This window comes from Acinetobacter sp. ANC 5414, from assembly GCF_013004295.1.
Classification (GTDB): domain Bacteria; phylum Pseudomonadota; class Gammaproteobacteria; order Pseudomonadales; family Moraxellaceae; genus Acinetobacter.
Genome location: NZ_JABERM010000011.1, coordinates 1 through 25,639, shown reverse-complemented (window position 1 = coordinate 25,639; position 25,639 = coordinate 1). Strand labels below are relative to the sequence as shown.

At 41.4% G+C, this 25,639-nt stretch carries 26 protein-coding genes and 2 pseudogenes; 15 read left to right on the top strand and 13 right to left on the bottom strand.

Going from position 1 to position 25,639, the window contains the following annotated elements; all coding sequences use genetic code 11:
• Positions 1 to 10 precede the first annotated feature (10 nt).
• From znuB to HLH18_RS07695, 3 genes are read right to left on the bottom strand one after another with little or no spacing between them, the layout of a single operon-like run.
• Entirely contained in the window at positions 11 to 811 is an 801-nt protein-coding gene (gene znuB / locus HLH18_RS07705; protein ID WP_171546367.1) for a zinc ABC transporter permease subunit ZnuB, read from the bottom strand.
• A 3-nt stretch (positions 812 to 814) separates the two neighbouring features.
• On the bottom strand, positions 815 to 1,606 hold the full coding sequence (gene znuC, locus HLH18_RS07700; protein ID WP_171546366.1) for a zinc ABC transporter ATP-binding protein ZnuC: 792 nt from the start codon (positions 1,604 to 1,606) through the stop codon (positions 815 to 817).
• Complete coding sequence (locus HLH18_RS07695) at positions 1,579 to 2,076, bottom strand: transcriptional repressor (RefSeq protein ID WP_131290535.1); 498 nt, start codon at positions 2,074 to 2,076, stop codon at positions 1,579 to 1,581. The genes znuC and HLH18_RS07695 overlap by 28 nt, the downstream gene beginning before the upstream one ends.
• A 141-nt stretch (positions 2,077 to 2,217) precedes the next feature.
• On the opposite strand from HLH18_RS07695, the gene HLH18_RS07690 reads away from it, so the two are divergent.
• The 10 genes from HLH18_RS07690 to HLH18_RS07645 all read left to right on the top strand — a co-directional run bounded on the left by HLH18_RS07690 (position 2,218) and on the right by HLH18_RS07645 (position 10,411).
• A complete protein-coding gene (locus tag HLH18_RS07690) occupies positions 2,218 to 3,057 on the top strand; it encodes a metal ABC transporter solute-binding protein, Zn/Mn family (RefSeq protein WP_214647302.1) in 840 nt (279 codons plus the stop codon).
• Positions 3,058 to 3,228: 171 nt separating this feature from the next.
• Positions 3,229 to 3,627, top strand: a complete 399-nt coding sequence (locus HLH18_RS07685; protein WP_131290529.1) for an ATP synthase subunit I — start codon at positions 3,229 to 3,231, stop codon at positions 3,625 to 3,627.
• Positions 3,628 to 3,732: 105 nt separating this feature from the next.
• Positions 3,733 to 4,608, top strand: coding sequence for a F0F1 ATP synthase subunit A (atpB, locus tag HLH18_RS07680; RefSeq protein WP_004649569.1), 876 nt, complete (start codon positions 3,733 to 3,735; stop codon positions 4,606 to 4,608).
• Positions 4,609 to 4,691: 83 nt separating this feature from the next.
• Positions 4,692 to 4,937 (top strand): F0F1 ATP synthase subunit C, encoded by a 246-nt coding sequence (atpE, locus tag HLH18_RS07675; RefSeq protein WP_000424060.1) that lies wholly within the window; start codon positions 4,692 to 4,694, stop codon positions 4,935 to 4,937.
• Positions 4,938 to 4,975: 38 nt separating this feature from the next.
• Positions 4,976 to 5,446 carry a F0F1 ATP synthase subunit B gene (locus tag HLH18_RS07670; protein WP_131290525.1) on the top strand — a complete coding sequence of 157 codons (471 nt, stop codon included), beginning with the start codon at positions 4,976 to 4,978 and terminating at the stop codon, positions 5,444 to 5,446.
• Between the two features lie 11 nt (positions 5,447 to 5,457).
• A complete protein-coding gene (locus HLH18_RS07665; RefSeq protein WP_086193904.1) occupies positions 5,458 to 5,994 on the top strand; it encodes a F0F1 ATP synthase subunit delta in 537 nt (178 codons plus the stop codon).
• A 46-nt stretch (positions 5,995 to 6,040) separates the two neighbouring features.
• The gene (atpA, locus tag HLH18_RS07660) at positions 6,041 to 7,585 is read left to right on the top strand and encodes a F0F1 ATP synthase subunit alpha (RefSeq protein WP_131290520.1); all 1,545 of its coding nucleotides are present in this window, start codon (positions 6,041 to 6,043) and stop codon (positions 7,583 to 7,585) included.
• Positions 7,586 to 7,673: 88 nt separating this feature from the next.
• Entirely contained in the window at positions 7,674 to 8,543 is an 870-nt protein-coding gene (atpG, locus tag HLH18_RS07655; RefSeq protein WP_131290517.1) for a F0F1 ATP synthase subunit gamma, read from the top strand.
• Positions 8,544 to 8,569: 26 nt separating this feature from the next.
• Positions 8,570 to 9,964, top strand: coding sequence for a F0F1 ATP synthase subunit beta (gene atpD / locus HLH18_RS07650; RefSeq protein ID WP_131290513.1), 1,395 nt, complete (start codon positions 8,570 to 8,572; stop codon positions 9,962 to 9,964).
• A gap of 27 nt (positions 9,965 to 9,991) precedes the next feature.
• Entirely contained in the window at positions 9,992 to 10,411 is a 420-nt protein-coding gene (locus tag HLH18_RS07645) for a F0F1 ATP synthase subunit epsilon (protein ID WP_131290509.1), read from the top strand.
• Positions 10,412 to 10,870: 459 nt separating this feature from the next.
• On the opposite strand, the gene HLH18_RS07640 is transcribed toward HLH18_RS07645, so the two are convergent.
• Both HLH18_RS07640 and HLH18_RS07635 read right to left on the bottom strand, forming a co-directional pair.
• Positions 10,871 to 11,815: a hypothetical protein gene (locus HLH18_RS07640; protein WP_171546365.1), complete on the bottom strand. Its 945-nt coding sequence runs from the start codon at positions 11,813 to 11,815 to the stop codon at positions 10,871 to 10,873.
• Between the two features lie 81 nt (positions 11,816 to 11,896).
• On the bottom strand, positions 11,897 to 12,340 hold the full coding sequence (locus HLH18_RS07635) for an AAA family ATPase (protein ID WP_171546364.1): 444 nt from the start codon (positions 12,338 to 12,340) through the stop codon (positions 11,897 to 11,899).
• 349 nt (positions 12,341 to 12,689) lie between these two features.
• Between HLH18_RS07635 and adhP the strand changes: the two are divergent.
• Positions 12,690 to 13,725 (top strand): annotated as a pseudogene (adhP, locus tag HLH18_RS16250) (alcohol dehydrogenase AdhP).
• Between the two features lie 58 nt (positions 13,726 to 13,783).
• Here the strand turns inward: adhP and HLH18_RS07625 are convergent.
• The 5 genes from HLH18_RS07625 to HLH18_RS07605 all read right to left on the bottom strand — a co-directional run bounded on the left by HLH18_RS07625 (position 13,784) and on the right by HLH18_RS07605 (position 17,342).
• Positions 13,784 to 14,389, bottom strand: coding sequence for a PM1805 family lipoprotein (locus HLH18_RS07625; RefSeq protein ID WP_171546363.1), 606 nt, complete (start codon positions 14,387 to 14,389; stop codon positions 13,784 to 13,786).
• A gap of 147 nt (positions 14,390 to 14,536) precedes the next feature.
• Entirely contained in the window at positions 14,537 to 14,914 is a 378-nt protein-coding gene (locus tag HLH18_RS07620) for an RcnB family protein (RefSeq protein ID WP_171546362.1), read from the bottom strand.
• Positions 14,915 to 15,121: 207 nt separating this feature from the next.
• Positions 15,122 to 15,667: a glutathione peroxidase gene (locus HLH18_RS07615; protein WP_171546361.1), complete on the bottom strand. Its 546-nt coding sequence runs from the start codon at positions 15,665 to 15,667 to the stop codon at positions 15,122 to 15,124.
• A gap of 175 nt (positions 15,668 to 15,842) precedes the next feature.
• Positions 15,843 to 16,376, bottom strand: coding sequence for a PM1805 family lipoprotein (locus HLH18_RS07610; RefSeq protein ID WP_171546360.1), 534 nt, complete (start codon positions 16,374 to 16,376; stop codon positions 15,843 to 15,845).
• Positions 16,377 to 16,562: 186 nt separating this feature from the next.
• Positions 16,563 to 17,342 carry a helix-turn-helix transcriptional regulator gene (locus tag HLH18_RS07605; RefSeq protein WP_502708114.1) on the bottom strand — a complete coding sequence of 260 codons (780 nt, stop codon included), beginning with the start codon at positions 17,340 to 17,342 and terminating at the stop codon, positions 16,563 to 16,565.
• A 162-nt stretch (positions 17,343 to 17,504) separates the two neighbouring features.
• Between HLH18_RS07605 and HLH18_RS07600 the strand changes: the two genes are divergently transcribed.
• The gene (locus HLH18_RS07600) at positions 17,505 to 18,419 is read left to right on the top strand and encodes a DMT family transporter (protein ID WP_171546358.1); all 915 of its coding nucleotides are present in this window, start codon (positions 17,505 to 17,507) and stop codon (positions 18,417 to 18,419) included.
• A gap of 412 nt (positions 18,420 to 18,831) precedes the next feature.
• Here HLH18_RS07600 and tsaC read toward each other — a convergent pair whose 3' ends face one another.
• The 3 genes and pseudogenes from tsaC to HLH18_RS07585 form a co-directional block, all read right to left on the bottom strand.
• Positions 18,832 to 19,401 (bottom strand): L-threonylcarbamoyladenylate synthase type 1 TsaC, encoded by a 570-nt coding sequence (tsaC, locus tag HLH18_RS07595; RefSeq protein ID WP_171546357.1) that lies wholly within the window; start codon positions 19,399 to 19,401, stop codon positions 18,832 to 18,834.
• Between the two features lie 45 nt (positions 19,402 to 19,446).
• Positions 19,447 to 20,593, bottom strand: a pseudogene (gene dprA, locus HLH18_RS07590) (DNA-processing protein DprA).
• Positions 20,594 to 20,682: 89 nt separating this feature from the next.
• Positions 20,683 to 21,843, bottom strand: a complete 1,161-nt coding sequence (locus tag HLH18_RS07585) for a LysM peptidoglycan-binding domain-containing protein (RefSeq protein WP_171546356.1) — start codon at positions 21,841 to 21,843, stop codon at positions 20,683 to 20,685.
• 119 nt (positions 21,844 to 21,962) lie between these two features.
• On the opposite strand from HLH18_RS07585, the gene def reads away from it, so the two are divergent.
• The 3 genes from def to HLH18_RS07570 all read left to right on the top strand — a co-directional run bounded on the left by def (position 21,963) and on the right by HLH18_RS07570 (position 25,109).
• On the top strand, positions 21,963 to 22,493 hold the full coding sequence (def, locus tag HLH18_RS07580; protein WP_171546355.1) for a peptide deformylase: 531 nt from the start codon (positions 21,963 to 21,965) through the stop codon (positions 22,491 to 22,493).
• A gap of 93 nt (positions 22,494 to 22,586) precedes the next feature.
• Positions 22,587 to 23,015 (top strand): DUF2946 family protein, encoded by a 429-nt coding sequence (locus HLH18_RS07575; protein WP_171546354.1) that lies wholly within the window; start codon positions 22,587 to 22,589, stop codon positions 23,013 to 23,015.
• A gap of 87 nt (positions 23,016 to 23,102) precedes the next feature.
• A complete protein-coding gene (locus HLH18_RS07570; protein WP_171546353.1) occupies positions 23,103 to 25,109 on the top strand; it encodes a TonB-dependent copper receptor in 2,007 nt (668 codons plus the stop codon).
• The last annotated feature ends 530 nt before the right edge of the window (positions 25,110 to 25,639 follow it).

Below are 25,639 nucleotides of genomic sequence, written 5' to 3'. Positions count from 1 at the left end.
AAAGGAAAGACTAAGCCAGCTTCTTCACTTTCTGCACTGTAAAAATCACTGCAAACAAAATCGCCATGGTGAGCACAATCGTTAAGCCTGTCGATGTATCTAAACCTGCACTTGACCATAAACCTACACTAATCCCGATTTGAGCAATCACAAAAGCCCAAACCACCATCTGTTTAGGTGAGTTTGCCAGAAGTCGTGCAGTTAATGCCGGAATGACCAGTAAAGCACCCATCAACAATGAACCTACCGCACGTAAAGCCAACACGGTAAAGAGTGCCAATAACAACATAAACACCAGACGTTGCCATTTGGCATTCACGCCTTCACTTATTGCCATATCGGGGTCAATTGCAATTTGAATCTGCGCTTGCCAGTTTTTATACAGCACAGCTAAAGCGGCAATAATCACAAAAGCAAACATGGGGAGATCGGACCATGAAATTTGTAGCAGATCACCAAAAAGATAGCTGAGCAGTTCGGGTCTTAAACTTGGAATATGCTGGATAAACAATAAGCCTGAACAGAGTAAGGTGGCTGAACAGAGTGCCAGCAAAGCATCATTGGGCAGGCGAGGGTCATGCAGGACCCATAAAATACCGACCAACAAGAATGCCAAAAAGGTCACGCCTAACCAAAGTGGGAGGCTTAAAGCACCGGCAATCGCAACACCCAGTAAAGTACCGTGTGCCATGGTGTCCGCAAAAAAAGACATCCGGCGCCATAACATTAAACAACCCAGCGGAGCAGTCAGAAACACCAGTAGTGTTCCCATGGTCCATGCAGGTAACAATATTTGTAACCATTCCATCATGGCTTAAGCTTCCGGTTCTGGGTGAATATGGGGACGAGGATCATGCTGGCACGGGGTTGCACTGTCACCGTGAGCACAATGGTCGTGATGATGCTGATAAAAAACGCGATTGGTACCAAAAATGGCTTGATATTCTGGATGCTTTTGCACGTTTTCAGGTAAGCCGCTGCAACAGATATGTTTATTCAAACACACCACGCGGTGCGTACCTTGCATGACCCATTGCAGGTCGTGAGATACCATTAACACGGCACAGCCATATTTTATTGGCAAGCTTCTTACATATTCGTACAGTTCAGCTTCAGATTGAATATCCAAACCTTGCATCGGTTCATCCAGAACCAGTACATCGGGTTGACGTAGTAAAGCACGTGCCAATAAAACACGTTGTCGTTCACCACCCGATAGTTGCTGTACTTTAGAATCTTGGAGTTTGGTAATGCCGGTATCGCAAATAATTTCTGCTTTTCTATCCGCGTCACATTTTTCTAAAGCCAATAAGTCTTGTACCCGTAAAGGCAAGCTATGCGACGGATTAAACTTTTGTGGCACATAAGAAAATTTTAATTTTTTATGACTATGAATTTTGCCTGAATTGGCTTTCACAATCCCTAAAAGCACTTTAATCAGGGTAGATTTCCCTGCGCCATTCGGACCAATCAACGTGACAATTTCTCGCTCATGTAAGGCGAAATCGACATTCTTTAAAATGTCACGCTCATCGATACGTACACTGATTTTGTCTAAGGCAATCAGTGGATGAGCTGTTACTGTTTGTTGCGACACTGCTGACATATCCCAGAAATTTCAATAATACTGTGATGTGCAGTAAATTGATCAGATGCTGAAAGCGCATCTAATTGTGTTAATAAACCCTGTGCAGAAGCTTCTGTCACATTTTTGCAATGGGTACAAATTAAAAATGCAGCCTGATGTCCTTCACGCGGATGACAGCATGGAATGTAGGCATTAATAGAAGTTAAACGGTGGATTAAGCCTTTTTCTAATAAAAAGTCTAAAGTGCGATAAACTGTCGGTGGGGCAGCAGGGCGGTCTGAATCACTTTTAATTTTAGCCAATAAGTCATATGCACCCATTGGACCCGTGGCATTTAAAATCAGGCCTAATACTTCTTTGCGTAACGGTGTTAAACGTGCGCCAGTTGCCGCACAGAGGCTTTCAGCTTCAGCCAGTCGTGTTTCGACATTATGATGGTCATGTACGCCATGTAATGCATTGTGATGTTCGTGCGAACATAAGCTCATAGCCAACCTCAAGTGCGAAATTTATAAAAACAAATGGACATTAAATCTTAACATGAAGCGATACCCGTTTCGATTAGCCGTAGGTATTTTTGTCTATTTGTTATATTATAACACCTGTTGAAAATTTAGTGATCTTCTTTCATGTCCCGTTTCTTTGCATTTTGTGCGCTTGCTTTATTCACCACCTTAAGCTGGTCACAAAGTTTAGTGGTCTCTACGCATCCAATTTATCTTATTGCTGAAGAAATCACGCAAGGGGTTGAAAAGCCTGTACTGTTATTGGCGGATCAAACCGGACACGATGTCACGCTTACGCCTGCACATCGCAAAGCCATCCTGGATGCATCACTGGTGATCTGGTTGGGCAAAGCACATGAAGCCCCATTGAATAAGCTGTTGTCTGATAATCCCAAAGCCATTTCTATTTTAGATTCCGGTATTGTGCAAACCTTACCTCAGCGTACTACCCGTGGTGTGCCGTTGAACAATACCGTAGATACCCATGTGTGGTTAGATCCAAATAATGCGGTGCGTATCGGCTTTTTTATTGCAGCCCTGCGTTCACAACAATTACCCGAATATAAAGATGCCTATTGGGCGAATGCCAAGCGCTTTGCACAAGAGATGTTGCAGACTGCACAACAATATAATACCAATTCACCTGTAAAGACTTACTGGGCATATCATGATGCTTATCAATATTTAGAACGTGCCTTAAATTTGAAATTTGCCGGTGCATTGACCGATGATCCGCATGTCGCACCGACGATGGCGCAAATTAAATACCTAAATGATAGCCGTCCGAGTCGTAAAATGTGCCTGTTGGCTGAAGGGCATGCCAGTAAAAATCAATACCAGAAATTGAATCCGATTACCTTTCAGGCAGTAGATGAAAGCATGGGTGGGGCAGGGGATTTTGTGCTGGCTTGGAAAAAACTTGCCGAGCAAACCCATAACTGTGTGCTAAATGCACGAAAGTAATACAAAAAATAAACAACTATTGATTAGTATGAAAGCAACTTAATCGTTGAAAAAAACCAGACTTAGGTCGGGAAAAGATTGCATGTTCAGGGGTGTAACTCTATAATGCCTGCGATTAAAAACGATCATCAGCTAAACTTGTCAAGCATGAATGCTGTGAGTGAATAAATAATGAGCCGAACTAGTCGCATGATTGATCGACGATTAGCGAAAGCTTTGGTCATCTTACAAGCATGCATGATCCCTGTTTCAGCCTTGATAGCGTGGGTCCTGAAAGACTCGACTGCAGCCTACAGTGCCGCACTTGGTGCGTTGGTGTGTTGGCTTGCAAGTTGTTATTTTTCTTGGCAATCGTTTCGAGCCGCAGGTGCGCGAGCTTCAAAGCAGGTTCTTTCGAACATGTATAGAGGCTTGATGGGCAAGTTTGCCATTGTGATCGTTGGTTTCATTTTAATTTTAAGTAACGTTAAACCGTTGTCAGCGGTAGCGTTGTTTTGTGGTTTTATCCTCGTTCAAGCCATGTCGTGGGTCGCTCCTTTTTTGGCGTCACGTCTACAAAAACGAGTTTAAGCACAACAAAAAATTGAAAAGTTTTTTAGGAGATGGACGAGATATCAGGCAGCACGCGATGTTCGTTCACTCTATTTAGTATTTGACATTGACCAGGTGTGATTTATGGCTGCTGAAGAACATGCGCTTACTTCGACCGAGTATATCAAGCATCACTTGACCAATTTAACCTATGGCAAAATGCCGGATGGTTCTTGGAAATTGGCTGAGACTGCTGATGAAGCTCAACAGATGGGGTTCACTGCTATTCACTTGGATTCAATGGGTTGGTCAATCACGCTTGGTGTGATTTTCTGTTTGTTGTTCTGGTGCGTAGCGAAAGCTGCAAACTCTGGTGTTCCTACCAAGTTCCAGTCTGCAATTGAAATGATCATTGAGTTTGTTGACTCAAGTGTTCGCGACACTTTCCATGGCAAATCACGCTTAATTGCACCACTTGCATTGACCATTTTCGTGTGGATTTTCCTCATGAACGCAATGGACTTGATCCCAGTTGACTTTATCCCGTATACAGCTCAATTGATTGGTGCAAACGTGTTTGGTATGGACCCTCACCACGTTTACTTCAAGATTGTTCCATCTACTGACCCTAACATTACCCTTGGTATGTCATTGTCTGTATTTGTTTTAATCCTGTTCTACAGTATCCGTGAAAAGGGTATTGGTGGTTTTGTTGGCGAATTGGCACTTAACCCGTTCAATCCAAGTAACCCAGTTGCAAAAGCGTTGCTTATTCCAGTGAACTTAATTTTGGAATTGGTAACCTTCCTTGCACGTCCAGTTTCATTGGCTCTCCGACTTTTCGGTAACATGTATGCAGGTGAGTTAATCTTCATCCTCATCGCGTTATTACCGTTCTGGATCCAGTGGGCGTTGTCTGTGCCTTGGGCGATCTTCCATATTCTTGTTATTACGCTACAAGCATTCATTTTCATGATGCTAACTATCGTATACTTGAGTATGGCTAGCGAAAAACATTAATGGTATTGCCTGACTGTCACGAGATGGTTGGGTACAGTTTTCTAACTTAATTTGGTATAAAACCTAACCTCTGAGGAATTATCATGGAACTCACTTTAGGTCTAGTTGCAATTGCATCTGCTATCTTGATCGCTTTTGGTGCTTTAGGTACTGCGATTGGTTTTGGTCTTTTAGGCGGCCGTTTCCTTGAAGCTGTTGCTCGTCAACCAGAATTGGCTCCACAACTTCAAACTCGTATGTTCTTAATCGCAGGTCTTCTTGATGCTGTGCCTATGATCGGTGTTGGTATTGGCTTGTTCTTCATCTTCGCTAATCCATTTGTAGGTTAATCAGCTTAATTCCTAAATTAAACTATTGAGGAATAGCTATGAATATCAACCTCACATTGATTGGCCAAGCAATTGCATTTGCGATGTTTGTCGCATTCTGCATGAAGTTTGTATGGCCACCACTAATCAATGCGATTAGTGAACGTCAGCGTCGTATCGCTGATGGGCTAAATGCTGCTGAAAAAGCAAAAGCTGACCTTGCCGATGCGCAAGCTCAAGTGAAAGCTGAATTAGATGCGGCAAAAGCACAAGCGGCTCAATTGATCGAACAAGCGAACCGTCGTGGTGCACAATTGATCGAAGAAGCGCGTACCCAAGCAGCTGCTGAAGGTGAGCGTATCCGTCAACAGGCGAAAGAAACTGTTGATACTGAAATCAATGCTGCACGCGAAGAATTACGTCAACAAGTTGCTGCTTTGGCAGTTACTGGCGCAGAAAAAATTCTGAACCAGCAAGTTGATGCGGAAGCTCACAATGCCATGCTTACTCAGCTGGCTGCTAAACTTTAAGCGAGGCGATTATGGCTGAACTCTTGACGTTGGCACGCCCGTACGCAAAAGCAGCATTTGCTTTCGCTTCTGAGCAAGGTGCAACTGACAATTGGTCGAATGTGTTACAAGTGCTCAGTGCTGCGGTGCAAGACGAAGCATTTTCCGCTTATTTGAATCGCCCTGAGCTTACTCCTGCTGAGCAGGTAAGTGTTTTTGCAAAAGTTTTAGGTGAGAATCAAACTCAAGAAGTGTCAAACTTTTTGACTCTTCTTGCAGACAACGATCGTTTAGCGTTGTTACCTGAAATTGAAGCAGAATACGAACTACTCAAATCACAGAATAACAATACTGTGGATGTTGTGATTGAATCAGCATTCCCTGTGACTTCTGTACAAGAACAATTACTTGCTCAAGCGTTAGAGAAAAAATTTAACGCTGCTGTAAATGTAACTGTAGAAGTTAATCCTGCATTAATCGCAGGTGTTGTTATTCGTGCAGGCGACCAAGTGATAGATGACTCTGCACTTAACAAGCTTGAAAAAATGCGGACTCGTCTTCTTGCTTAATTGCATATAAGAAGACTGAACTTAAAAAAGATTGAGGTATAGCGCAATGCAACAACTGAATCCATCCGAGATCAGTGCGCTCATTAAACAGCGTATCGGCGATCTGGACACCAGCGCGACCGCTAAGAACGAAGGGACCATTGTTATGGTTTCCGACGGTATTGTGCGTATTCACGGCCTTGCTGATGCAATGTACGGTGAAATGATCGAATTCGACGGCGGCTTATTTGGTATGGCACTGAACCTAGAACAGGATTCAGTGGGCGTCGTTGTTTTAGGTAACTACTTAAACCTTCAAGAAGGTCAAAAAGCGCGTTGCACAGGTCGTGTATTAGAAGTTCCGGTTGGTCCAGAACTTTTAGGCCGTGTCGTAGATGCTTTGGGTAACCCAATTGATGGTAAAGGCCCGATCGATGCAAAATTAACTGATGCTGTTGAAAAAGTAGCACCAGGCGTAATTTGGCGTCAATCAGTGGATCAACCTGTACAAACTGGTTATAAATCAGTAGATACAATGATCCCTGTAGGCCGTGGTCAACGTGAGTTGATCATTGGTGACCGTCAAACTGGTAAAACAGCAATGGCGATCGATGCGATCATCGCTCAGAAACATTCTGGCATTAAATGTGTATACGTAGCTATTGGTCAAAAACAATCGACTATCGCTAACGTTGTGCGCAAGCTAGAAGAAACTGGCGCTATGGCGTATACCACTGTTGTAGCAGCAGGTGCATCTGATCCAGCAGCAATGCTGTATTTGGCTCCGTACTCTGGCTGTACAATGGGCGAATACTACCGTGACCGCGGTGAAGACGCGTTAATCATTTATGATGACTTGTCTAAACAAGCAGTTGCGTATCGTCAAATTTCATTGCTTTTACGCCGTCCACCAGGTCGTGAAGCGTATCCAGGTGACGTGTTCTATCTACATTCACGTCTACTTGAACGTGCTTCTCGTGTATCTGCTGACTACGTTGAGAAATTCACTAACGGTGAAGTTAAAGGCCAAACTGGTTCATTAACTGCATTGCCGATTATTGAAACTCAAGCGGGTGACGTATCTGCATTCGTACCGACTAACGTAATTTCGATTACAGATGGTCAGATCTTCTTAGAAACATCATTATTCAACGCAGGTATTCGTCCTGCTGTGAACGCGGGTATCTCTGTATCTCGTGTTGGTGGTTCTGCGCAAACTAAGATCATCAAAAAATTGTCTGGTGGTATCCGTACCGCTTTGGCTCAATACCGTGAATTGGCAGCGTTTGCTCAGTTCGCTTCTGACCTTGATGAAGCAACTCGTAAACAACTTGAACATGGTCAACGTGTAACTGAGTTAATGAAGCAAAAACAATATGCTCCTTACTCAATTGCTGACCAAGCTGTTTCAATTTATGCATCTAACGAAGGCTATATGGCTGACGTTGAAGTGAAGAAAATCGTAGACTTTGATGCTGCGTTGATCTCTTACTTCCGTTCAGAACATGCTGCGTTAATGCAAAAAATCGATGAAACTGGTGATTACAACAAAGACATCGAAGCTGCTATCAAAGCAGGTGTTGAAAGCTTTAAAGCGACTCAAACTTACTAATTTTAGCAATTGCTAAAAGCTAGTCGGTTTGGTTCACGGAATCAACCTTCGGAGGCTTGAAAGAGCCTTCGAATACTAGGTTAAGCGTATGGCAAATTTAAAAGAAATTCGCGCCAAAGTAGCCAGTATCAAGAGCACGCAAAAGATTACTCGCGCGATGCAAATGGTGGCTGCTTCTAAAATGCGTCGTGCGCAAGAGCGCATGGCTCAAGGCCGTCCGTATGCCGAAAATATGCACCGTGTAATTGCTCATTTGGTACAAGCGAACCCTGAATACAAACACCGTTATATGGTTGAACGTCCGGTAAAACGCGTTGGCTATATCATTGTTTCTTCAGATCGTGGTTTGGCAGGTGGCTTGAACATTAACTTGTTCAAGAAGGTTGTTAAACACGTACAGCAACAACAAGAGCAGTCAATTGAAGTTCAATTTGCTTTAATTGGTCAAAAAGCGGTTTCGTTTTTTAAAAACTACGGCGGTAAAGTTCTTGGTGCAACGACCCAAGTGGGTGATGCTCCAAGTCTTGAACAGTTATCTGGTTCTGTACAGGTGATGTTAGATGCATTTGATAAAGGCGAGTTAGATCGTATTTATCTTGTATCAAACGGCTTTGTGAATGCCATGACTCAAAATCAAAAGATTGAGCAACTCGTTCCTTTGGCAGCTGCTGAAGAAGGCGAGAATCTGAACCGTTCATACGGTTGGGATTATATCTATGAACCAGAAGCTGAAGAGCTATTAAATGGTTTGTTGGTTCGCTATATCGAGTCTGTGGTGTATCAGGGTGTGATTGAAAACATCGCATGTGAGCAATCTGCACGTATGGTGGCAATGAAAGCTGCGACCGACAATGCGGGTGAAATCATCAAGAGCCTGCAACTTATTTATAACAAGCTGCGTCAAGCCGCGATTACTCAGGAAATTTCTGAGATCGTTGGTGGTGCCGCTGCCGTTTAACATTATTTTGAATTGAGGAGACAGCAATGAATAGCGGTCGTATCATTCAGATCATCGGCGCGGTTATCGACGTCGAGTTTGAACGCAACAGCGTTCCTAAGATCTATGACGCTCTCCATGTTGATGGTACTGAAACTACTTTAGAAGTTCAGCAACAACTTGGTGATGGCGTAGTTCGTACTATTGCAATGGGTTCTACTGAAGGCCTTAAGCGTGGTTTGAACGTAGTTAACACTGGTGCGCCGATTTCTGTACCTGTAGGTACAGCGACTCTAGGTCGTATCATGGACGTTCTTGGTCGCCCGATCGATGAAGCTGGTCCTGTTGCTACTGAAGCGCGTTTACCGATTCACCGTCAAGCACCTTCTTATGCTGAACAAGCTGCTTCTACTGACCTTTTAGAAACTGGTATTAAAGTCATCGACTTGCTTTGCCCGTTCGCTAAAGGTGGTAAAGTTGGTCTGTTCGGTGGTGCCGGTGTTGGTAAAACCGTAAACATGATGGAATTGATCAACAACATCGCGAAAGCTCACTCAGGTTTATCTGTGTTTGCTGGTGTTGGTGAGCGTACTCGTGAAGGTAATGACTTCTATCACGAAATGAAAGATTCTAACGTTCTAGACAAAGTAGCAATGGTCTACGGTCAGATGAATGAGCCACCAGGAAACCGTTTACGCGTAGCGTTAACTGGTTTGACTATGGCTGAATACTTCCGTGACGAGAAAGACGAAAACGGTAAAGGCCGTGACGTATTGTTGTTCGTTGACAACATTTACCGTTACACATTGGCTGGTACCGAAGTGTCTGCACTTCTAGGTCGTATGCCATCTGCAGTAGGTTACCAACCAACTCTTGCAGAAGAGATGGGTGTTCTTCAAGAACGTATTACATCGACTAAGTCTGGTTCTATTACGTCAATCCAAGCGGTATACGTACCTGCCGATGACTTGACAGATCCATCGCCTGCTACAACGTTTGCTCACTTAGACGCAACTGTTGTATTGAGCCGTGACATCGCATCTTCTGGTATTTACCCAGCGATCGATCCACTAGACTCAACTTCACGCCAATTAGATCCTTTAGTTGTTGGTCAAGAGCATTATGAAATTGCACGTTCTGTACAGAACGTATTGCAACGTTATAAAGAGCTTAAAGACATCATCGCGATCTTGGGTATGGACGAGCTTGCTGAAGAAGATAAATTGGTTGTTTACCGTGCGCGTAAAATCCAACGCTTCTTCTCTCAACCGTTCCACGTAGCTGAAGTATTTACTGGCGCGCCTGGTAAATTAGTATCTCTTAAAGAAACAATTCGTGGCTTTAAAGGTCTTCTAGCTGGTGAATACGATCACATTCCAGAACAAGCGTTCTATATGGTTGGTGGTATTGATGAAGTTATTGCTAAAGCCGAGAAACTTTAATTAGCTACTCTAATTTAGGAGATTCTCATGGCGACTATGCAATGTGATGTTGTAAGTGTAAAAGAGTCTTTGTACTCTGGCACTGTAACTATGCTAATTGCAAAAGGTGCTGGCGGTGAGTTGGGTATTATGCCTGGCCATGCTCCGTTGGTAACTTTGCTCAAGCCAGGCGCAATTCGCGTTTTGCTTGAAAATGGTACAGAAGAGTTAATCTATGTATCAGGTGGTGTTCTTGAAGTTCAACCGCACGTGGTTACGATTCTTGCAGATACTGCAGTTCGTGCACACGATTTAGATGAAGCGGCAATTATTGAAGCGCGTAAACACGCTGAACAATTGCTTGCAAATCAAAAGAGCGATTTGGACTCTGCTGCTGCTTTGGCTGCTCTTGCAGAAACTGCTGCACAGTTGGAAACGATCCGCAAAATCAAAAACCGCGCTCAATAAGAGACGGTTCAAGATTGAAAAAACCACCCGAAAGGGTGGTTTTTTTTATGGTGTAAGAATGAAAAATAAAAAGGAATTCAGATTGAAAAAGTTTTCAGAGCTTAGTTTGTATAGAAAAATACTTTCTATGCTCTTGCTTACTTTTTCTTATACCTTATTGATAACAAATGTGTTTATTTTTCGATATCAAATGATAAAGGGGCACCTTAGCTTCTTGTTTAAGTATGAGTGCAACTTTGTATGCAGCAATAGTTGCATATCTATTACTTGATCATTGGAAAATTCAGTATAGAGAAAACTTAAAATGAAAGTATTTCTGACCTGATGTCTAATAAGATTCTATTAAAGTGATTTATTCATTTAAAATGAGAGGGTAAAATCGAAACTTATCCATTCCTCACAATCTTTATCTTAAAGATTTCATCAAAACTGTTTGAGCTATTTTCCTAAATCAAAAGTCTAGTTTTTGTTGTCTTTGAAGAAAGCCTCTCTGAGCTGACCTAACAACAGACGATTCACTCTGTCATTTTGCATCTTAATTAATTGCTTTAATTTTTCAGCTTTTGGTGCATCTTCGGGTAAAAGGATATCTTCTTCAGATTGATCAGCATATGAAATAGGTCGAGGATTTGCTGGGACCAAATTAGATGAAGCTGGATATTCAACATGCCAAAGCTGAGTTGAAAGCGCCTTAATGTATTTATATTCATCCGTATTTGGTTGAAAACGTTTATACAGTTGTAAATCCTGCAATGCTTCTGAACGATTACGTGTTGTAGTTGAGGATGAACTTTGCCATTCAGCAACAATCGGATGAATTTCATGTTGCATTAAATGATAGGCAAGCCAGTCGCCAAGTAGGCTGTGGTCAATATCTGCAACAAAATCGCTATTTTGCTGGACTAACTGTTGTAATTGTTGCAACACGCTAATTTCTTGTTGTTGAAATGCATACCGTGCTCCATCATCCAGTTGTTCAAACTCTGCAATGGGCAGATCTAGAAAACGTTGTTGCTGTTCAAAAGCATCGACAATATTAGTTTGATGGATATTATTCCATTGTTGTAGAGCATGAATTTCAAGTTGTTGAATTTCTTTAAATGTCTTGCTGTGATAGTGACTGAGCTTAAGACGCTGAATATTTTGTTGGTTGAATTCAATTCGTTGCTTTATATATTCAACATAAGCACTTTTTTGCTTTGGATTGACCGGTTGAATGACATCAACCAATAACAATTGCTGCTGTTGATTGTGTTTGAGCCAGTCTTGAATCAGATGAACATCTTTTATTGGTTGAGAAAAAAATTGATTTAAGCGTGGCGTGGTTTTTTCGGGCATGATGAAATGCAACACGCCATATGCCATGATTGCTAAACAGACCACCACAAGAACAATTTTTTTCATTATATAAAATGTTTTTCTATATTTCTATTTGCACATTTTATAGTAAAAATGAGAAGTGGTTACTGTTTTTTTATAAAAACATCAATTATTTATAGGCAAAATTGAAAACTCTCCATTTCCCACAATCTTCACCTTAAAAATTTCATCAAAACCTTCAGCTAAACTGGGGTGTTCTAATTTTTTATAAGTTGCCCGAATACCGACTTCAGGAATATTGGCTTTGCCGATACGTTGATTATTTCGTTGTAAAGTACTGTTTAAGTCCGTATCAAAGAAATAAGAAATTACTTCAAAACCGGCAGCTTTAGCACGCTCAATATAACGTGGGCGATCTGCTTTTGTCGGGTTGGTATTATCAATCACACATTTGGCTTTACCCGCTAAACACGCTTCAAAAATTAGATTTTCACGATGCCGAGTTTTTAGCATATCCAAATTAATCCGCAAATGGCTGTGATGCAAATTCAGTAAATAAAAAGAGGATTTACCTGAAGCCTGAACACCGGTAAAAATAATCAGTTGCATGAAAAATTCTGCGAACTAGAAAGAGAATCTTCATTAAATCATGCAATGACTAATGTGGCAAAATTCCATTAAAAGACCTACTTTTGAATGTTGCAGACGGCTCATCGCTTTAGTATTTTTAAAACGCGCTGAAATCAACAGAACATCTGACTTTCTTGTTTCGCGATCTGCTTATTTGATTCATTTAAATCTTAGCTGAAAGATACCCTGTAAACGAGCTGCAACAATAATTCAAAACAAGTAAATCCCCTACAAAACCCCTACTATTGGCTATTTATTGCTCGATATAGTGAACCATGGTTTTTAAAAAAAGAACCATCTCAGTATGGGTAATAGGGAGAGAATTAACATGGCAAATACCATGAAAGCAGCGGTGGTGACTACATTTAATCAGCCACTACAAATACAAGAAGTTGAAATACCCAAAATCAGTCCGGGCAAAGTATTGGTAAAGATCATTGCCACAGGTGTTTGTCATACCGATTTACACGCCATGCATGGGGATTGGCCGGTGAAACTGAGTTTACCCTTTATTCCGGGACATGAAGGCGTGGGTGAAGTCATAGAAATAGGTGATGGAATTGATCACTTAAAAGTGGGGTGATATTGTGGGTGTTCCATGGCTTTATTCGGCTTGTGGTCACTGTGATCATTGCTATGCAGGCTGGGAAACGCTGTGCAAAAAGCAACAAAATTCAGGTTATTCAGTCAACGGAAGTTTTGCCGAATATTGTCTGGCAGATGGTGATTATGTCGGTGTCGTTCCCGAAGGTGTCGATCTTCTTGAAATCGCTCCGATCTTGTGTGCAGGTGTTACAGTATATAAAGGCTTAAAAATGACGGAAGCCAAAACAGGGGACTGGGTTGCCATTTCCGGTATTGGCGGTTTGGGTCATGTGGCGGTGCAATATGCAAAAACCATGGGCTTTAATGTGGTCGCCATTGATGTCGATGACACTAAGCTTGATTTGGCAAAAATCCTGGGTGCGGATGTCGGATTAAATGCGCTTAAAGTCGATGTGAAAGAAGAAGTACTGAAAGCCACAGGCGGTGAGGGATGTCATGGCGTATTGGTAACCGCTGTATCGCCTAAAGCATTTGAACAAGCAGTTGCGATTGTACGTCGTGGCGGAACTATGGTCTTGAATGGTTTGCCGCCCGGAACATTCGACTTGTCCATTTTCAATATGGTGCTGGAGGGAATTACGGTGCGTGGTTCGATTGTCGGAACACGTTTAGACTTGAAAGAAGCACTGGATATTGCGGCTCGTGGCAAGCTCAAGGCTCATATTCATGTGGAACCGTTAGAGAATATTAATGATATTTTTGAGCGTATGGAGCACGGGAAAATCGATGGGCGTATTGTGATTGATATGAGGCTTTAAGTATCCATTTTATTAGACCAATTCAGCTCAACTGAATTGGTCTAAATTGGTTTAAGCATTAGCTTTCTTGATTTGGTTCATTTGGGTCTTGTTCATCCTGTCCTTGTGGAATCATCATCCCGGCCAATTTGATCATTTCCATTTGGATGCTACCCATCTGTTTTTCAATTGTCTTGAAATCGACCTGACTCAAATCCACTTCACCATTTAAAAATGGGGTAGCAAGGACTTGCTGATTGGCTTGCATGATATTTTGACGAATCGAATCAATTTCCTGACTTTTTAGGTTCAAGCCAGTCAGTGCCTGATTAAAACCTGTCAGTTGTTGTTGTAAATGTTTAGCAGTGGTTTGTAGCTGCTGCTGATCTTTGTCATTGATGGCAGTTTCTAAATCAGTTTGAGTTTGCTTGAGCTGCTCAACATAATCGCCGGCTTTCAGCTGCATATCTGCAACATCACGCACGATATAAAACATGTTGCCACTTTTCAGATCAGCCTTAGGTGTTTCGGCTGATTCTTTAGAAAGCTGTTCAGATACTTCGCTTGATTGTGAAGTTTGGTTTTCTGTTGAATCAGGAGAATTGGCTTGCTCACAGCCCATCAACAAAATGCCCGCACTAAACATCACAAAAGGAGAAACCACATTTTGGATGAATTTTTTCATAACCAATTCATATCTTTACTTTAATGATGCTTAATATAAGGGTGAAATGTGTAGAAAAAACTGATTGTTGCAAAGCGATAACAAATTTATTTTCAGGCATTAAAAAAGAGTGCCGAAGTACTCTTTTCTCACCCCAGATCGCTGGAATTAACCGCCAATGATTTTGATGATGTTATGACTCATCACATTCATTAGAACATAATCGCCATTCACTTTAATCCATTGTTGGTTTTTACCAGGTTTGCTCAATTTTTTGTATTTAGTGTGGTCAACTTTATAGCTTTTGCCATGATATTGGCTTGGTACTTTTTGACCCACTCTCCAGTCATGTGACGGATTTACCGCTTTTTTATGTACAGCATTGTGATGTTGCTGAACAGGTGCTTTATGGTGGTTTTGAGCAGGCGGTTGGTTATGTTGCTGGTTGTGTGGTTGTGAATGATGATCTTGTGGAGCAGCCATTGCAGGTGCAGCAACCAAAGCAGTAGAGAGTGATAAAACGATTGCTTTTATTAGAGTATTCATACTTTACCTTTTGTTCATGGCGGTTTGTTTATAGCTTCATCTTATGCCTAAGTCATTGATAGATAGTGAACGTCGTGTTATTGAATAATTAAAATAAAGGATGAAATATGGAGTAGGGATGATGGATTTTTATTAATTTAAATTATTGTTTTTATAATAAAAAATAAGCACCTACACGGTGTGTAGATGCTGACATTGTGGTTACAATTACTTGGCAAGTTCGGCATTCACCGCATCAACGATACGTGCATCATCCGCAGTAATATCCGGTGCGAAACGTGCCACAACCTCACCATTTTTATTGATCAGGAATTTTTCAAAGTTCCACAGCACTTCAGGTTTAGGATTCGGGGTTAAACCATAATCAACCAAATCTTTCCACCACGGACCTTCACCGATGCGTTCTGGAATCGCTTGAGTCAATGTTTGATAAAGCGGGTGCTTGTCTTCACCGGCAACCGAAATTTTAGAAAAAAGCGGGAAATCGACCTGATAATTGAGTGAACAGAATTCCTGAATTTCGTCGTCAGAACCCGGTTCTTGTGCCAGGAAGTTATTGGCAGGAAAACCTAAAATCTCAAGTCCTTGCTCTTTCTTTTCCTTATACAGTTTTTCCAAGCCTTCATATTGTGGGGTAAGACCACACTTCGATGCGGTATTTACAATGAGCAGAACTTTACCTTGATATTGGTTCAGTGTGGTGTCATTGCCTTGAATGGTTTTGACAGGAATGTCATAAACGGATTGGCTCATTCTGTTGTCCTTAAATGCTTGAGATGATCACTGTTTTGTTTTAACGGTTATTGTGCCTATCGACAAGCATTTATTCGGGCTTGTTGAGAATTTAGTCTTTGTGCGCAAATCTTCCCAGATAAAGGAATTAAAAAAAACAGGCTGATAGACCTGCTTTTTAGATATCCGCCCAAGATTATGGAGCTGTTTTCGCTTTGGTTTGCAAAGCCTGCATTTCAGTGAGCAATTCTTTTTGCAATTGAGTGGCTCGGTTTTGCAGTTCGGTAATTTTTTTGGTATCGGGTGGATTGGCAATACTCGCTTCAGAAAGTTCTATTCCAATATTATTGGATTTTTTGATTTTGTCGCGGACAGCATCAAGCTCTGAACTTTTCAGGTTTAAAGCATCGAGATCTTGATTAAAACGTGCAATGTAGGTTTTCATTTCCGTAACAATCGCATTTAAAGAAGCTTTATCACTTTTTTGTGCAGCTTCATTGGCTTTATTTTGCAAGGCTGCTGCTTCTTTGGCTCGACTGTTGGAGAGCGTTTCAATTTGCTTTAAATCATTTTTAATATCTGTGGCATTGTTTGAACTTAAGGCAGCGGTTGCGGGTTGAGTGCTAGCAGGGCGAGTCGATGACGATGCAGGTGCTTCATTTGGTTTTTTATCACAGGCCGTGAGTGCCATAGCCGCAAAACACAGTGAAGCCAGTAATCGTTTTTTCATAACGCATCCTCACAGGTCTAATTCAATCATTAAACCTGATTCTATTCATTCAAATTTAAAAATACGGCACATACTCAGTTGAGTATGGTGATCAAAATTGCATACGTTTCTGGCTGCTGACTATGGTTTTTTTGTTGGGTTATTTACCGCAAATTGCAAAAAATGTAAGTTAAACTCATATAAATATTAGACATCACGCAGTTGCGCAGGGGTTTGTTCCGTATAGCGTTTAAAGAATTCAATAAAGCTGGAACTGTGCTGATAACCCAGTTCATAGGCCAATTTTTTCACGGTTTTGCCTTGGCGAATTTGTGTGATCGCATATAAAATTTTCGCGCGATTGCGCCATTCAGATAAGCTTAATTGTAATTCTTGCTGGCTTAAACGCAGTAAATGTCGTTCGCTTATGGAGGAGTCGCGGAGCAGTTGCTGCAAGCTTTTCTGAAATAGTTCTGGATTTGCTAATTCTTGTAATAGCGGCTTGAGCAGGACATGACTGGTTTGTGGTAAATAATGCTCATAAGCCGGTGCTGTTTTCAGTTGATCCATCAGCACTTGTAATAAATGCGGGTAATGTGTGGTCATTATGCCTTGTTGTTTTTGTTCCAGGGTTTCATGTACCAGATGCCGAAGAAAGGGGCGAATACTTAAAGTTTTGGTGCAAGGTGAAAAATGTTCACATAAAGAAGGATGGATTCGAATACAGACATAATGTGTGATTTGTTCATCTAAAGCGATAGAAGTATGTGCGGTTTGAGGTGGCAGCCAGAGACCGTAATTCGGTGGCGACAGATAAATTTGTCCTTCAATTTCATATTCTAGAATACCATTCAGGCTAAAATTAAAATCGCCCCATAAGGAACTGTGTGGCGCAACAATTTCATCCTTTTGATAAAAGAAATCATCCACTTCTATATAGTGTTCAATATGTTCCAGCATGTGAATGTCCTTGTTCTCAATTTTTATATGTCACTGCCTCAATTTTATAAAGATCATGAATTTTACTTACGCGGCAGTGAAGCAATCTAGATGTGTCTGTAGCTCGATATGAATGTCTGAAATCCGATATTCTAATTATTTCAGACTTCAGTAAAAATGAATACTGGATATTCAAGTACAGGAAAGGGTATGACACAGCAAAATAAAACAGTCTGGTGGGCACTTGGTTTGCCATTACTGGCGGTTTTAATCTGGTCAATGAATATCACGGTGACACGCTATGTGGCAGATTATATTTCTCCTGTCAGTATCAGTTTTTATCGCTGGCTAGTCGCTTTCCTGATTTTAACGCCCTTTATGTTGGGCAAAGTCTGGCGTGAACGTCATTTGGTTTTGCAACACTGGAAACAGCTTGCAGTATTGGGTGCTTTTGGCATGGTGCTGTATCAGGGCTTGGGTTATACCGCAGCACATTATACGACGGCGACCAATATGGGCATTATCAATGCTTTTATTCCCGTGTTTACCATCTTTGTTTCCATGCTCATGCTCAAGGAGATTCCGAATCGTTTTGCAGTGGTGGGTAGTATTTTATCTTTTGCCGGTTTGCTCTATGTAATGGCACAGGGAAATCCGCTTCATCTGATTCAGTCAGGTGGCTATCTGGGCGATATCATGATGGTGCTGGCGGTATTTTTCTATGCTTTTTATGGTGTGTTCCTGAAAAAGTGGCAACTCCAGATTCCATTGATGATTAGTTTGTATGTGCAGATTGTTTTTGCCTTGCTTTACCATTTGCCCTTTGTTTTATGGTTAGGATTGGATGCGATTGATCAACACAATGTCGGCAGTGTTGTCTATGCCGGTATTTTCCCCTCCTTGATTGCACCCTTGGTGTGGATGTTGGCAGTACAAATGATTGGACCGAATCGAACCAGTATTTTTATGAACTTAATGCCGGTCTGTACTGCGATTATTGCCAATCTGTGGTTAGCAGAAGCTTGGAAGATTTATCACAGTATGGGGGGCGTGGTCATTTTGCTGGGAATTTTATTGGCGCAAAAGAAAGTGGCGACAGTAGAAACAGTAAAATTGAATGCTTAAATTAAAAAATAAGATCAAAAAACCAACAAATGAATTAATTTTTTTCACTCATTTTTAATTGGATGGGGAGATGAATAATCGTTTTAATCATAGCTTGAAACGATTATTTAGAAAAAAGATGATTAAAAAATAGTGAGATAATTTAAATTGTTAAGAAAATATGATGAGTGTTTCATAGTTTTTAAGTGTTTTATAAGATAAATAATATATTTGTATAGCAATACAATTTATTGGATAATATTTATATCGTGAATGTTTAAGTATTTCTTAATAATATTTAAACTTTTGCAACCAGATTTACAGACCCTCTGGATGTGATTTATGCACATCCTTTTTATGCTCAGCCGTCCCTATATGGCTGAGCTTTTTTTTGCCTAAAAATTAGTATCTCTCAAAATAAAAATGATCCGCTTTAAGCGCGGACCACTTCACCTGTTTCGGCATCAATAATCCGGCTCGGTTCTTGGCTAAGACCCAAATCACCATTCAAATAATTGATTTGCGTTGAGAAATATTGATTGGCTTCTTGAAGTGAGTGTGCAGGCTTGCCACCGGCAGGATTGGCACTGGTCGATACAATAAAACCATTAAACGCATTGCATAGCGCCACGCATAAAGGATGCGTGGTGACACGTACCGCAACTTTAGGGTGGTTGCCTTTAATCCAGTTGGGAATATGGTCGCCTGCAGGCAGTAACCAGGTGGTTGCTCGTTCAGTCGGTGAGCGATGACTCCAGGAATCTATTACTTTTTCACGCATTTCTGCAGTAAGGGGTTCTAATAGAGGCTCAACTTGTGCGATCTGTGCTGCCAATAAAATCACCCCTTTTTCAACCGGGCGTTGCTTTAAGCGTAAAATTTCCAGGAAAGCCTGTTGGTTAAAAGGATCACAGCCTAAGCCCCAAACTGCCTCTGTAGGGTATGCTAAAACTTGTCCTTGTTTTAAACATTGAGCAGCTTCGGCAACAGAGGTGGTAATCATTGGATCTTATCTCTTCAAATACATTTAAGGGGGATATTGTGAACCTTATTTACTTGGACGACAACGTAGATACAAACCCGCCTGTTGCATACATAAGCCAAGTAGCTCTAATTCCATCAGTTGGCTGGTCAGTGTACCGATATCGGATTGCTGCTTAGCGACTATATCGTCTATGTTTTGTCCCACCCAATCCAGTTGGTTATACAGTGGCGTTAAGTGAGGCGGTAATTCGGTTTGTACTCCAATATGATTCGAATTTTTTGATTGTTCAATCTGCTGTTGATTCTGCCATTGGGTGGGCAGCGCTAAATCCTCAATTACCTGTTCAGGATGGTCGACCAAAATAGCACCTTCACGAATCAGTTGATGACAGCCTTGATGATGCTCACTATAAATATGTCCTGGAATGGCAAAAATCAATTTACCTTGTTCGGCCGCCCATTTCGCCGTGATTAAAGAACCGCTTTTCAGTGCGGCTTCTGCAACAATCACGCCAAGACTTAAGCCACTCACTAGACGATTACGTCGTGGAAAGTGCTGCTGTAAAGGCGGGGTTCCGGGTAAAAATTCAGTCACTACTGTACCCGAATGAGCAATAATCTGTTGTCGCAGTTGCTGATGCTGTGTCGGGTAGGTTTGGTCTAAGCCGGTGCCCCATTACGGCAATGGTTCGACTGTGGCGTAAAGCACCTTGATGTGCGGCTTCATCAATCCCTTCCGCTAAACCACTAATAATGTAAAAACCTTGATCACTTAAATAATAGGCAAAATCATAAGCCACTTGTCGCCCGTGGGTACTGGGTTTACGACTGCCGACAATCGCAACTTGCGGTTGCAACAGTGCTTTAGCATCACCTTGACCAAACAGAATAGGTGGTTTATCTGAATAAGGTAGTAGTTGGGTGGGGTAGTCAGGACGATCGAGGGTGAGAATAAAGTCGCTATGTTTTTGAATCAGGGCAACACAATGCTGAAATTGCAGCTGCGATTCAGGAAGATGAAAATCTCGCAGGCGTTGAATATGATTTTTGTGAATACCCAGCTTTTGCCACGTTTCAATTTGATCAGGCTGGGTTGCCTCAGCAAGATTGGAATAGTGTGCATTGATTTTATAAAAGCTGGTTAGCGAGTGTTGCACCAGAAACCACAAGCGAATGTAATTCAGCTGCAAGGAGCTTAATGAATTGAGCATAATGAGACCTTTAAAAATGTCTTCTTTTTATTGTTTGAAAAATAAAATGAGGCTGAATCTCAGCCTCATTCTAGATTTAGATTAAAGGATTATTCATCCATCAATGGTGGCTGAATGCCAGCACCGACTTTAATCGGTAATTCGCTATCAAGCACATAAGCATAGCTTAAGTTTTCAAAGCTTTTGAATACCATGATGTTACCGATACGCTGCCCAGGTAATTGAACACGTTCTTTGGTTTTCGGATCAGTTACGATTTCACCTTTTTGGTTCACTGTGAGCACATGTCCAACTTGAACCCCTTGTAAGCTACCACGGTCAATCGTCACCACACTGTGTTTTGCCGCTGTTCCGATGGAACCCATTACGCGAACCACTTGGCCACCGGCAACTACATCTTCGGCACTGCTTGGATAGAACAAGGTTGGCAGCATTGGATCATATTCAGGCAGAACACGATCACCACGACGAACTTCAGCATTATAAGTGTCTGTCAGTTCAAGGGTAGTAATGTCATTTTCACCACGAACAGCAATGCCTGATGCAACTTGAATTAACTCAAGACCGGCATTGTATTTTTTACCGTTGGCATCGCTAAACATATACGGTTCGCCTTCACGGTAAACTGCATAGCGTTGACCGACTTCCAGACCATTTCCGCGTGCATAAACGGTTTGACCTTTGGCAGCAAGAACACGTTGATCCGCAGTCCCCAAAATGTATGGCGTACCTTGAATCGATTCAGGGGCTATAATGGTGCTACGTTCTAACCAGTGTTTAATATATTCCAGTGGAATCACAGGAATGGCATTGTTTAAAGATTCAACCCGAACTTGAGGTTGCAGTTTTGTACCAGTGCCACCAGTATAACGACGGATAATCCCTTCACAGCCATCACCTTCATCTTTACCGATAATTGGTTTGCCATTATAGGTACACATCAGCAGACGGTCGCCCGGGAAAATCCAGTGTGGATTTTTCACGTGTTTGTTGCTTGCCCAAATCTCAGGCCAACGTACCGGATTCTTTAGAAACCTTTTGGAAATATCCCATAAAGTATCGCCTTTTTTTACCACATAGACTTGTGGCGCACCGGCTTTTAATGCAGGTGGATTGACATTTCGAGCAGGTGCCGCTTCAGCTACACTGACAACGCCGACCCCAACACTTACGCAAACGGCAAGTGCCAATAATTGTTTTTTAAACCCCAAGGCACTAAAAGTTGGCATGCCCTTCAAAACCTTTTTCATTATCATAATTCCTAAAATTATGTATGTAGTTGCGTTATAATAACGATATTACACACATTTTTTTGATGAAGCATTCCTTCATTTTGTTTTTTGATCAATGGCATAAGTGAGGACACCGTATGGCCTTATTACCTATTTTAAGTTTCCCGGATCCCCGTCTTCGTACCATTGCTAAACCAGTCGAAGAAGTCACTGATGAAATTCGTCAGCTTGCAGCAGATATGTTTGAAACTATGTATGAAGCGCCCGGTATTGGTTTGGCTGCAACACAAGTGGACTACCATATTCAGCTGATTGTCATGGATTTATCTGAAAATAAAGACCAACCCATGGTATTTATTAACCCCAAAGTTACCCCGTTAACTGAAGAAACTCAGCCCTATGAAGAAGGCTGCCTGTCAGTGCCTCAAATATACGATAAAGTTGAGCGTCCGTCACGTGTAAAAATTGAGGCAATTAACCTTGAAGGTCAATCATTTGAGATAGAAGCAGACGAACTTCTCGCTGTTTGTATTCAACATGAAATGGATCACTTAAATGGCAAGTTATTTGTCGATTATTTATCGCCATTAAAGCGTCAACGTGCACGTGAAAAAGTCGAAAAAGTTGTTCGTCAACGTGAAAAAGACAAGGTTGCGGTAAAACGTTAAGCACAAATATTTAAATAAAATGAAAAATAACAAAAAGCCCAATTTCGATTGGGCTTTGTTATACTCGGACATGACAAATTTTAGGGTTTGCCTGTGCTTTTACGTAGTGGGCTACTGCTATCTTGTATAGCGGTATTTTTACAGATTGCTGTTTTTTTACAGCCCTTGCTTCCGAAGCAATATCAGATTGCTCCGGTCTGTGAAACCATTACGCGTGCATTATTACTCAGCTCTACTTCTATTCATCAAACTTCTACTTCTGAACATTCCCAGCATCAGATCCATCAAGACACTCAAGAGCATGAACAACATGCAGGGCATGATCATGATGCCAATCATAAGTGTCAGTACTGTACCGTCTACGGTAATTTGGTTTTGCCCCCTGAATTAGAATTCAAAGAAGTTTTAGATCGTATCCAGGTTCGCTTAATTGCATTCCAGAAGACTTTTAGTCATGTCTGGTTTGTTTTACAGCGACTCTTTCTTCTGCCCCAAGGGCGAGCCCCACCACTATTTGCATAAATCAAAAGGTATTTTCGGGTCTTGACTGACTCTAGTCCTTGCGCTGCTTCAACCGCAGCTCATATTTATGTATTAGTGAGATTGAAAATGGCTCAGCCAAAATTCTTTTTACAGCCACTTGCGGCTGCGATTTGTGTTGCTTGTTATTCAGCTTCAGCATGTGCTGAACAGCAAACGGCAATCGTTCAAACTTTAGCGCCAATTGTAGCCACAGCTCATCAAGGCAATGATGCTAATGGTTTGATTGTGCATGCAGATCCCAAACAGCCGATCCAGCCAATTCCAGCCAGTGATGGTGCTGATTATCTGCAGAGTATTGTCGGCTTTAGTTCGGTCAACAGCGGGGCTGGCACCAATGGTGATGTGACGTTCCGCGGTATGTTTGGTTCACGGATTAAAATCCTGACGGATGGCACGGAAAATCTTGGGGCATGCCCAAGTCGCATGGATTCACCGACTTCGTATATTTCCCCAGAAAGTTATGATCGGATCTCGGTGATTAAAGGACCGCAAACGGTTCAATATGCCAATACCGGTTCAGCAGCCACGGTCATTTTTGAGCGTGGTCCGGAAACTGAATTAACGGCTGAAAAAAATTATCGTGGTCAGGCCAGTGTGCTGCTCGGTTCTTATGGTCGTCTGGATCAGAATGTGGAAACCGCGATTGGTGACGAAACTAAATATATTCGTTTAAATGCCAATCGTTCTGAGTCAGATGATTATCAAGATGGTAATGGTGATACTGTTCCATCGGCATGGGAACGCTGGAATACGGATATCGCTTTAGGTTGGACACCCGATGAAAATACCTGGATCGAGCTGAGTGGGGGTAAGGCAGATGGTGAAGCCGTCTATGCGGGACGCATGATGGATGGTTCCAAGTTTGCCCGTGAAAGTTTAGGACTTCGTGTAGAAAAGAAAAATCTTACCGATGTCATTCAAAAAGTCGAAGCTCAAGTGAACTATAACTATAACGATCATGTTATGGATAACTATAGTTTACGCGCCAAACCCATGATGGAAATGGCAACCAATGTGACACGTAAAACCTTAAATGCGCGTGTCGCCATGACCAGTGAATGGGATAAATTGCAGCTGATTACTGGTATCGATAGTCAGAATAATGAACATACTAAACGTAACGGAAGTCTGATGATGCCGTATCAAAATCAGCCACGTACTAAAGATATGGAATTCCAGTCTGTGGGGGCTTTTGGCGAACTCAGTTATCAGCTCAGTGACAACAATAAGCTGGTATCTGGTATCCGTCTTGATCAGGTCAATGTAGAAGCTGTTCAATCTCAACAGGAACGCAAAGAAACTTTACCAAGCGCTTTCTTCCGTTTTGAGAATCATCATCCCGATCATGAAGAGGGTAAGACCTATATTGGCCTGGGTTATGTCGAGCGTATGCCAGATTATTGGGAGTTATTCAGTCCTGTAAAGGGAAATAACAATCCGAATACCTTCAAAAACATTGAAACTGAAAAAACCTTACAGCTTGATTTAGGTTATCAGCATGCTCATGGTAATTTTAGTTCTTGGGCCTCAGCATACACGGGTTTAATACAAGACTTTATTCTCACTAAGTATAATGATGCGGACAAAGCTGAGAGTAGAAATGTGGATGCCGTGATTGCAGGTGCTGAAGCAGGTATGGGTTATCAATTTACCGATGCTATTCAAGCAGACATCAGTGCGATGTACGCTTGGGGTGAAAACACAACTAATAATACGCCGTTGCCACAAATCGCACCTTTAGAAGGGCGCATTAACCTTCGTTATATTCAAGATCGTTATAATTTGGGGGCTTACTGGCGTATTGTCGATGGCCAAAGTCGAATTAGCGAAAGAGAAGGGAATATCGTTGGTTATGACAATAAAAAAAGTGCAGGTTTTGGAACTTTATCTTTAAATGGCACTTATAACCTCTCTGAGGGTGTAGATTTCTCCGTTGGTGTTGATAATGTCTTGGATCGTGCATATACCGAGCATTTGAATAAAATGGGGAATGCGGGTGTAGGATTGCCTGCAAGTGAACAATTCAACAATATTGGACGAAATTACTGGGCACGGATCAGTATGAAATTCTAAATTTGCTTAATATTCCAAAAGCCATTGCTAAATAGCGGTGGCTTTTTAAATTTTTAACATTCGCGTTTATTTTTTCATATTTAAATAGAGCATCTATTATTTCTAGGAATAAGACCGGATAAAACAAGTTTTGTGTATATAAACGCCAGCTTGGCGAAGAATAAACCAAGAATGGAGTATGGATTAAACAATATAAGTCATGTGATAAAGATTTTTATAATTTAAATTTAATTAAAACAATATCTTATGTTGATTTTGGGTGTGTTTTGTTGGGTGTGCTCAATAAAATTTAAAAATAATGAAAATAAATTAACTATATATAACAGTAATTTATATTTTTATTGGTTTGAAAAACAAACACACGATAAAAAATCTTTGCAATAAGTGTTGCAACCCCTCTGAAATGCTGTAGAATGCACATCCATCGGCGGTGATGTTGATTAAAACTTGTTGAGAAACAAGGATTTAGCCTGAGTGGTGTGAATCTGGAAGTCTTGAATAAGTTTAAAAATAATCAATAAAACCTGTTG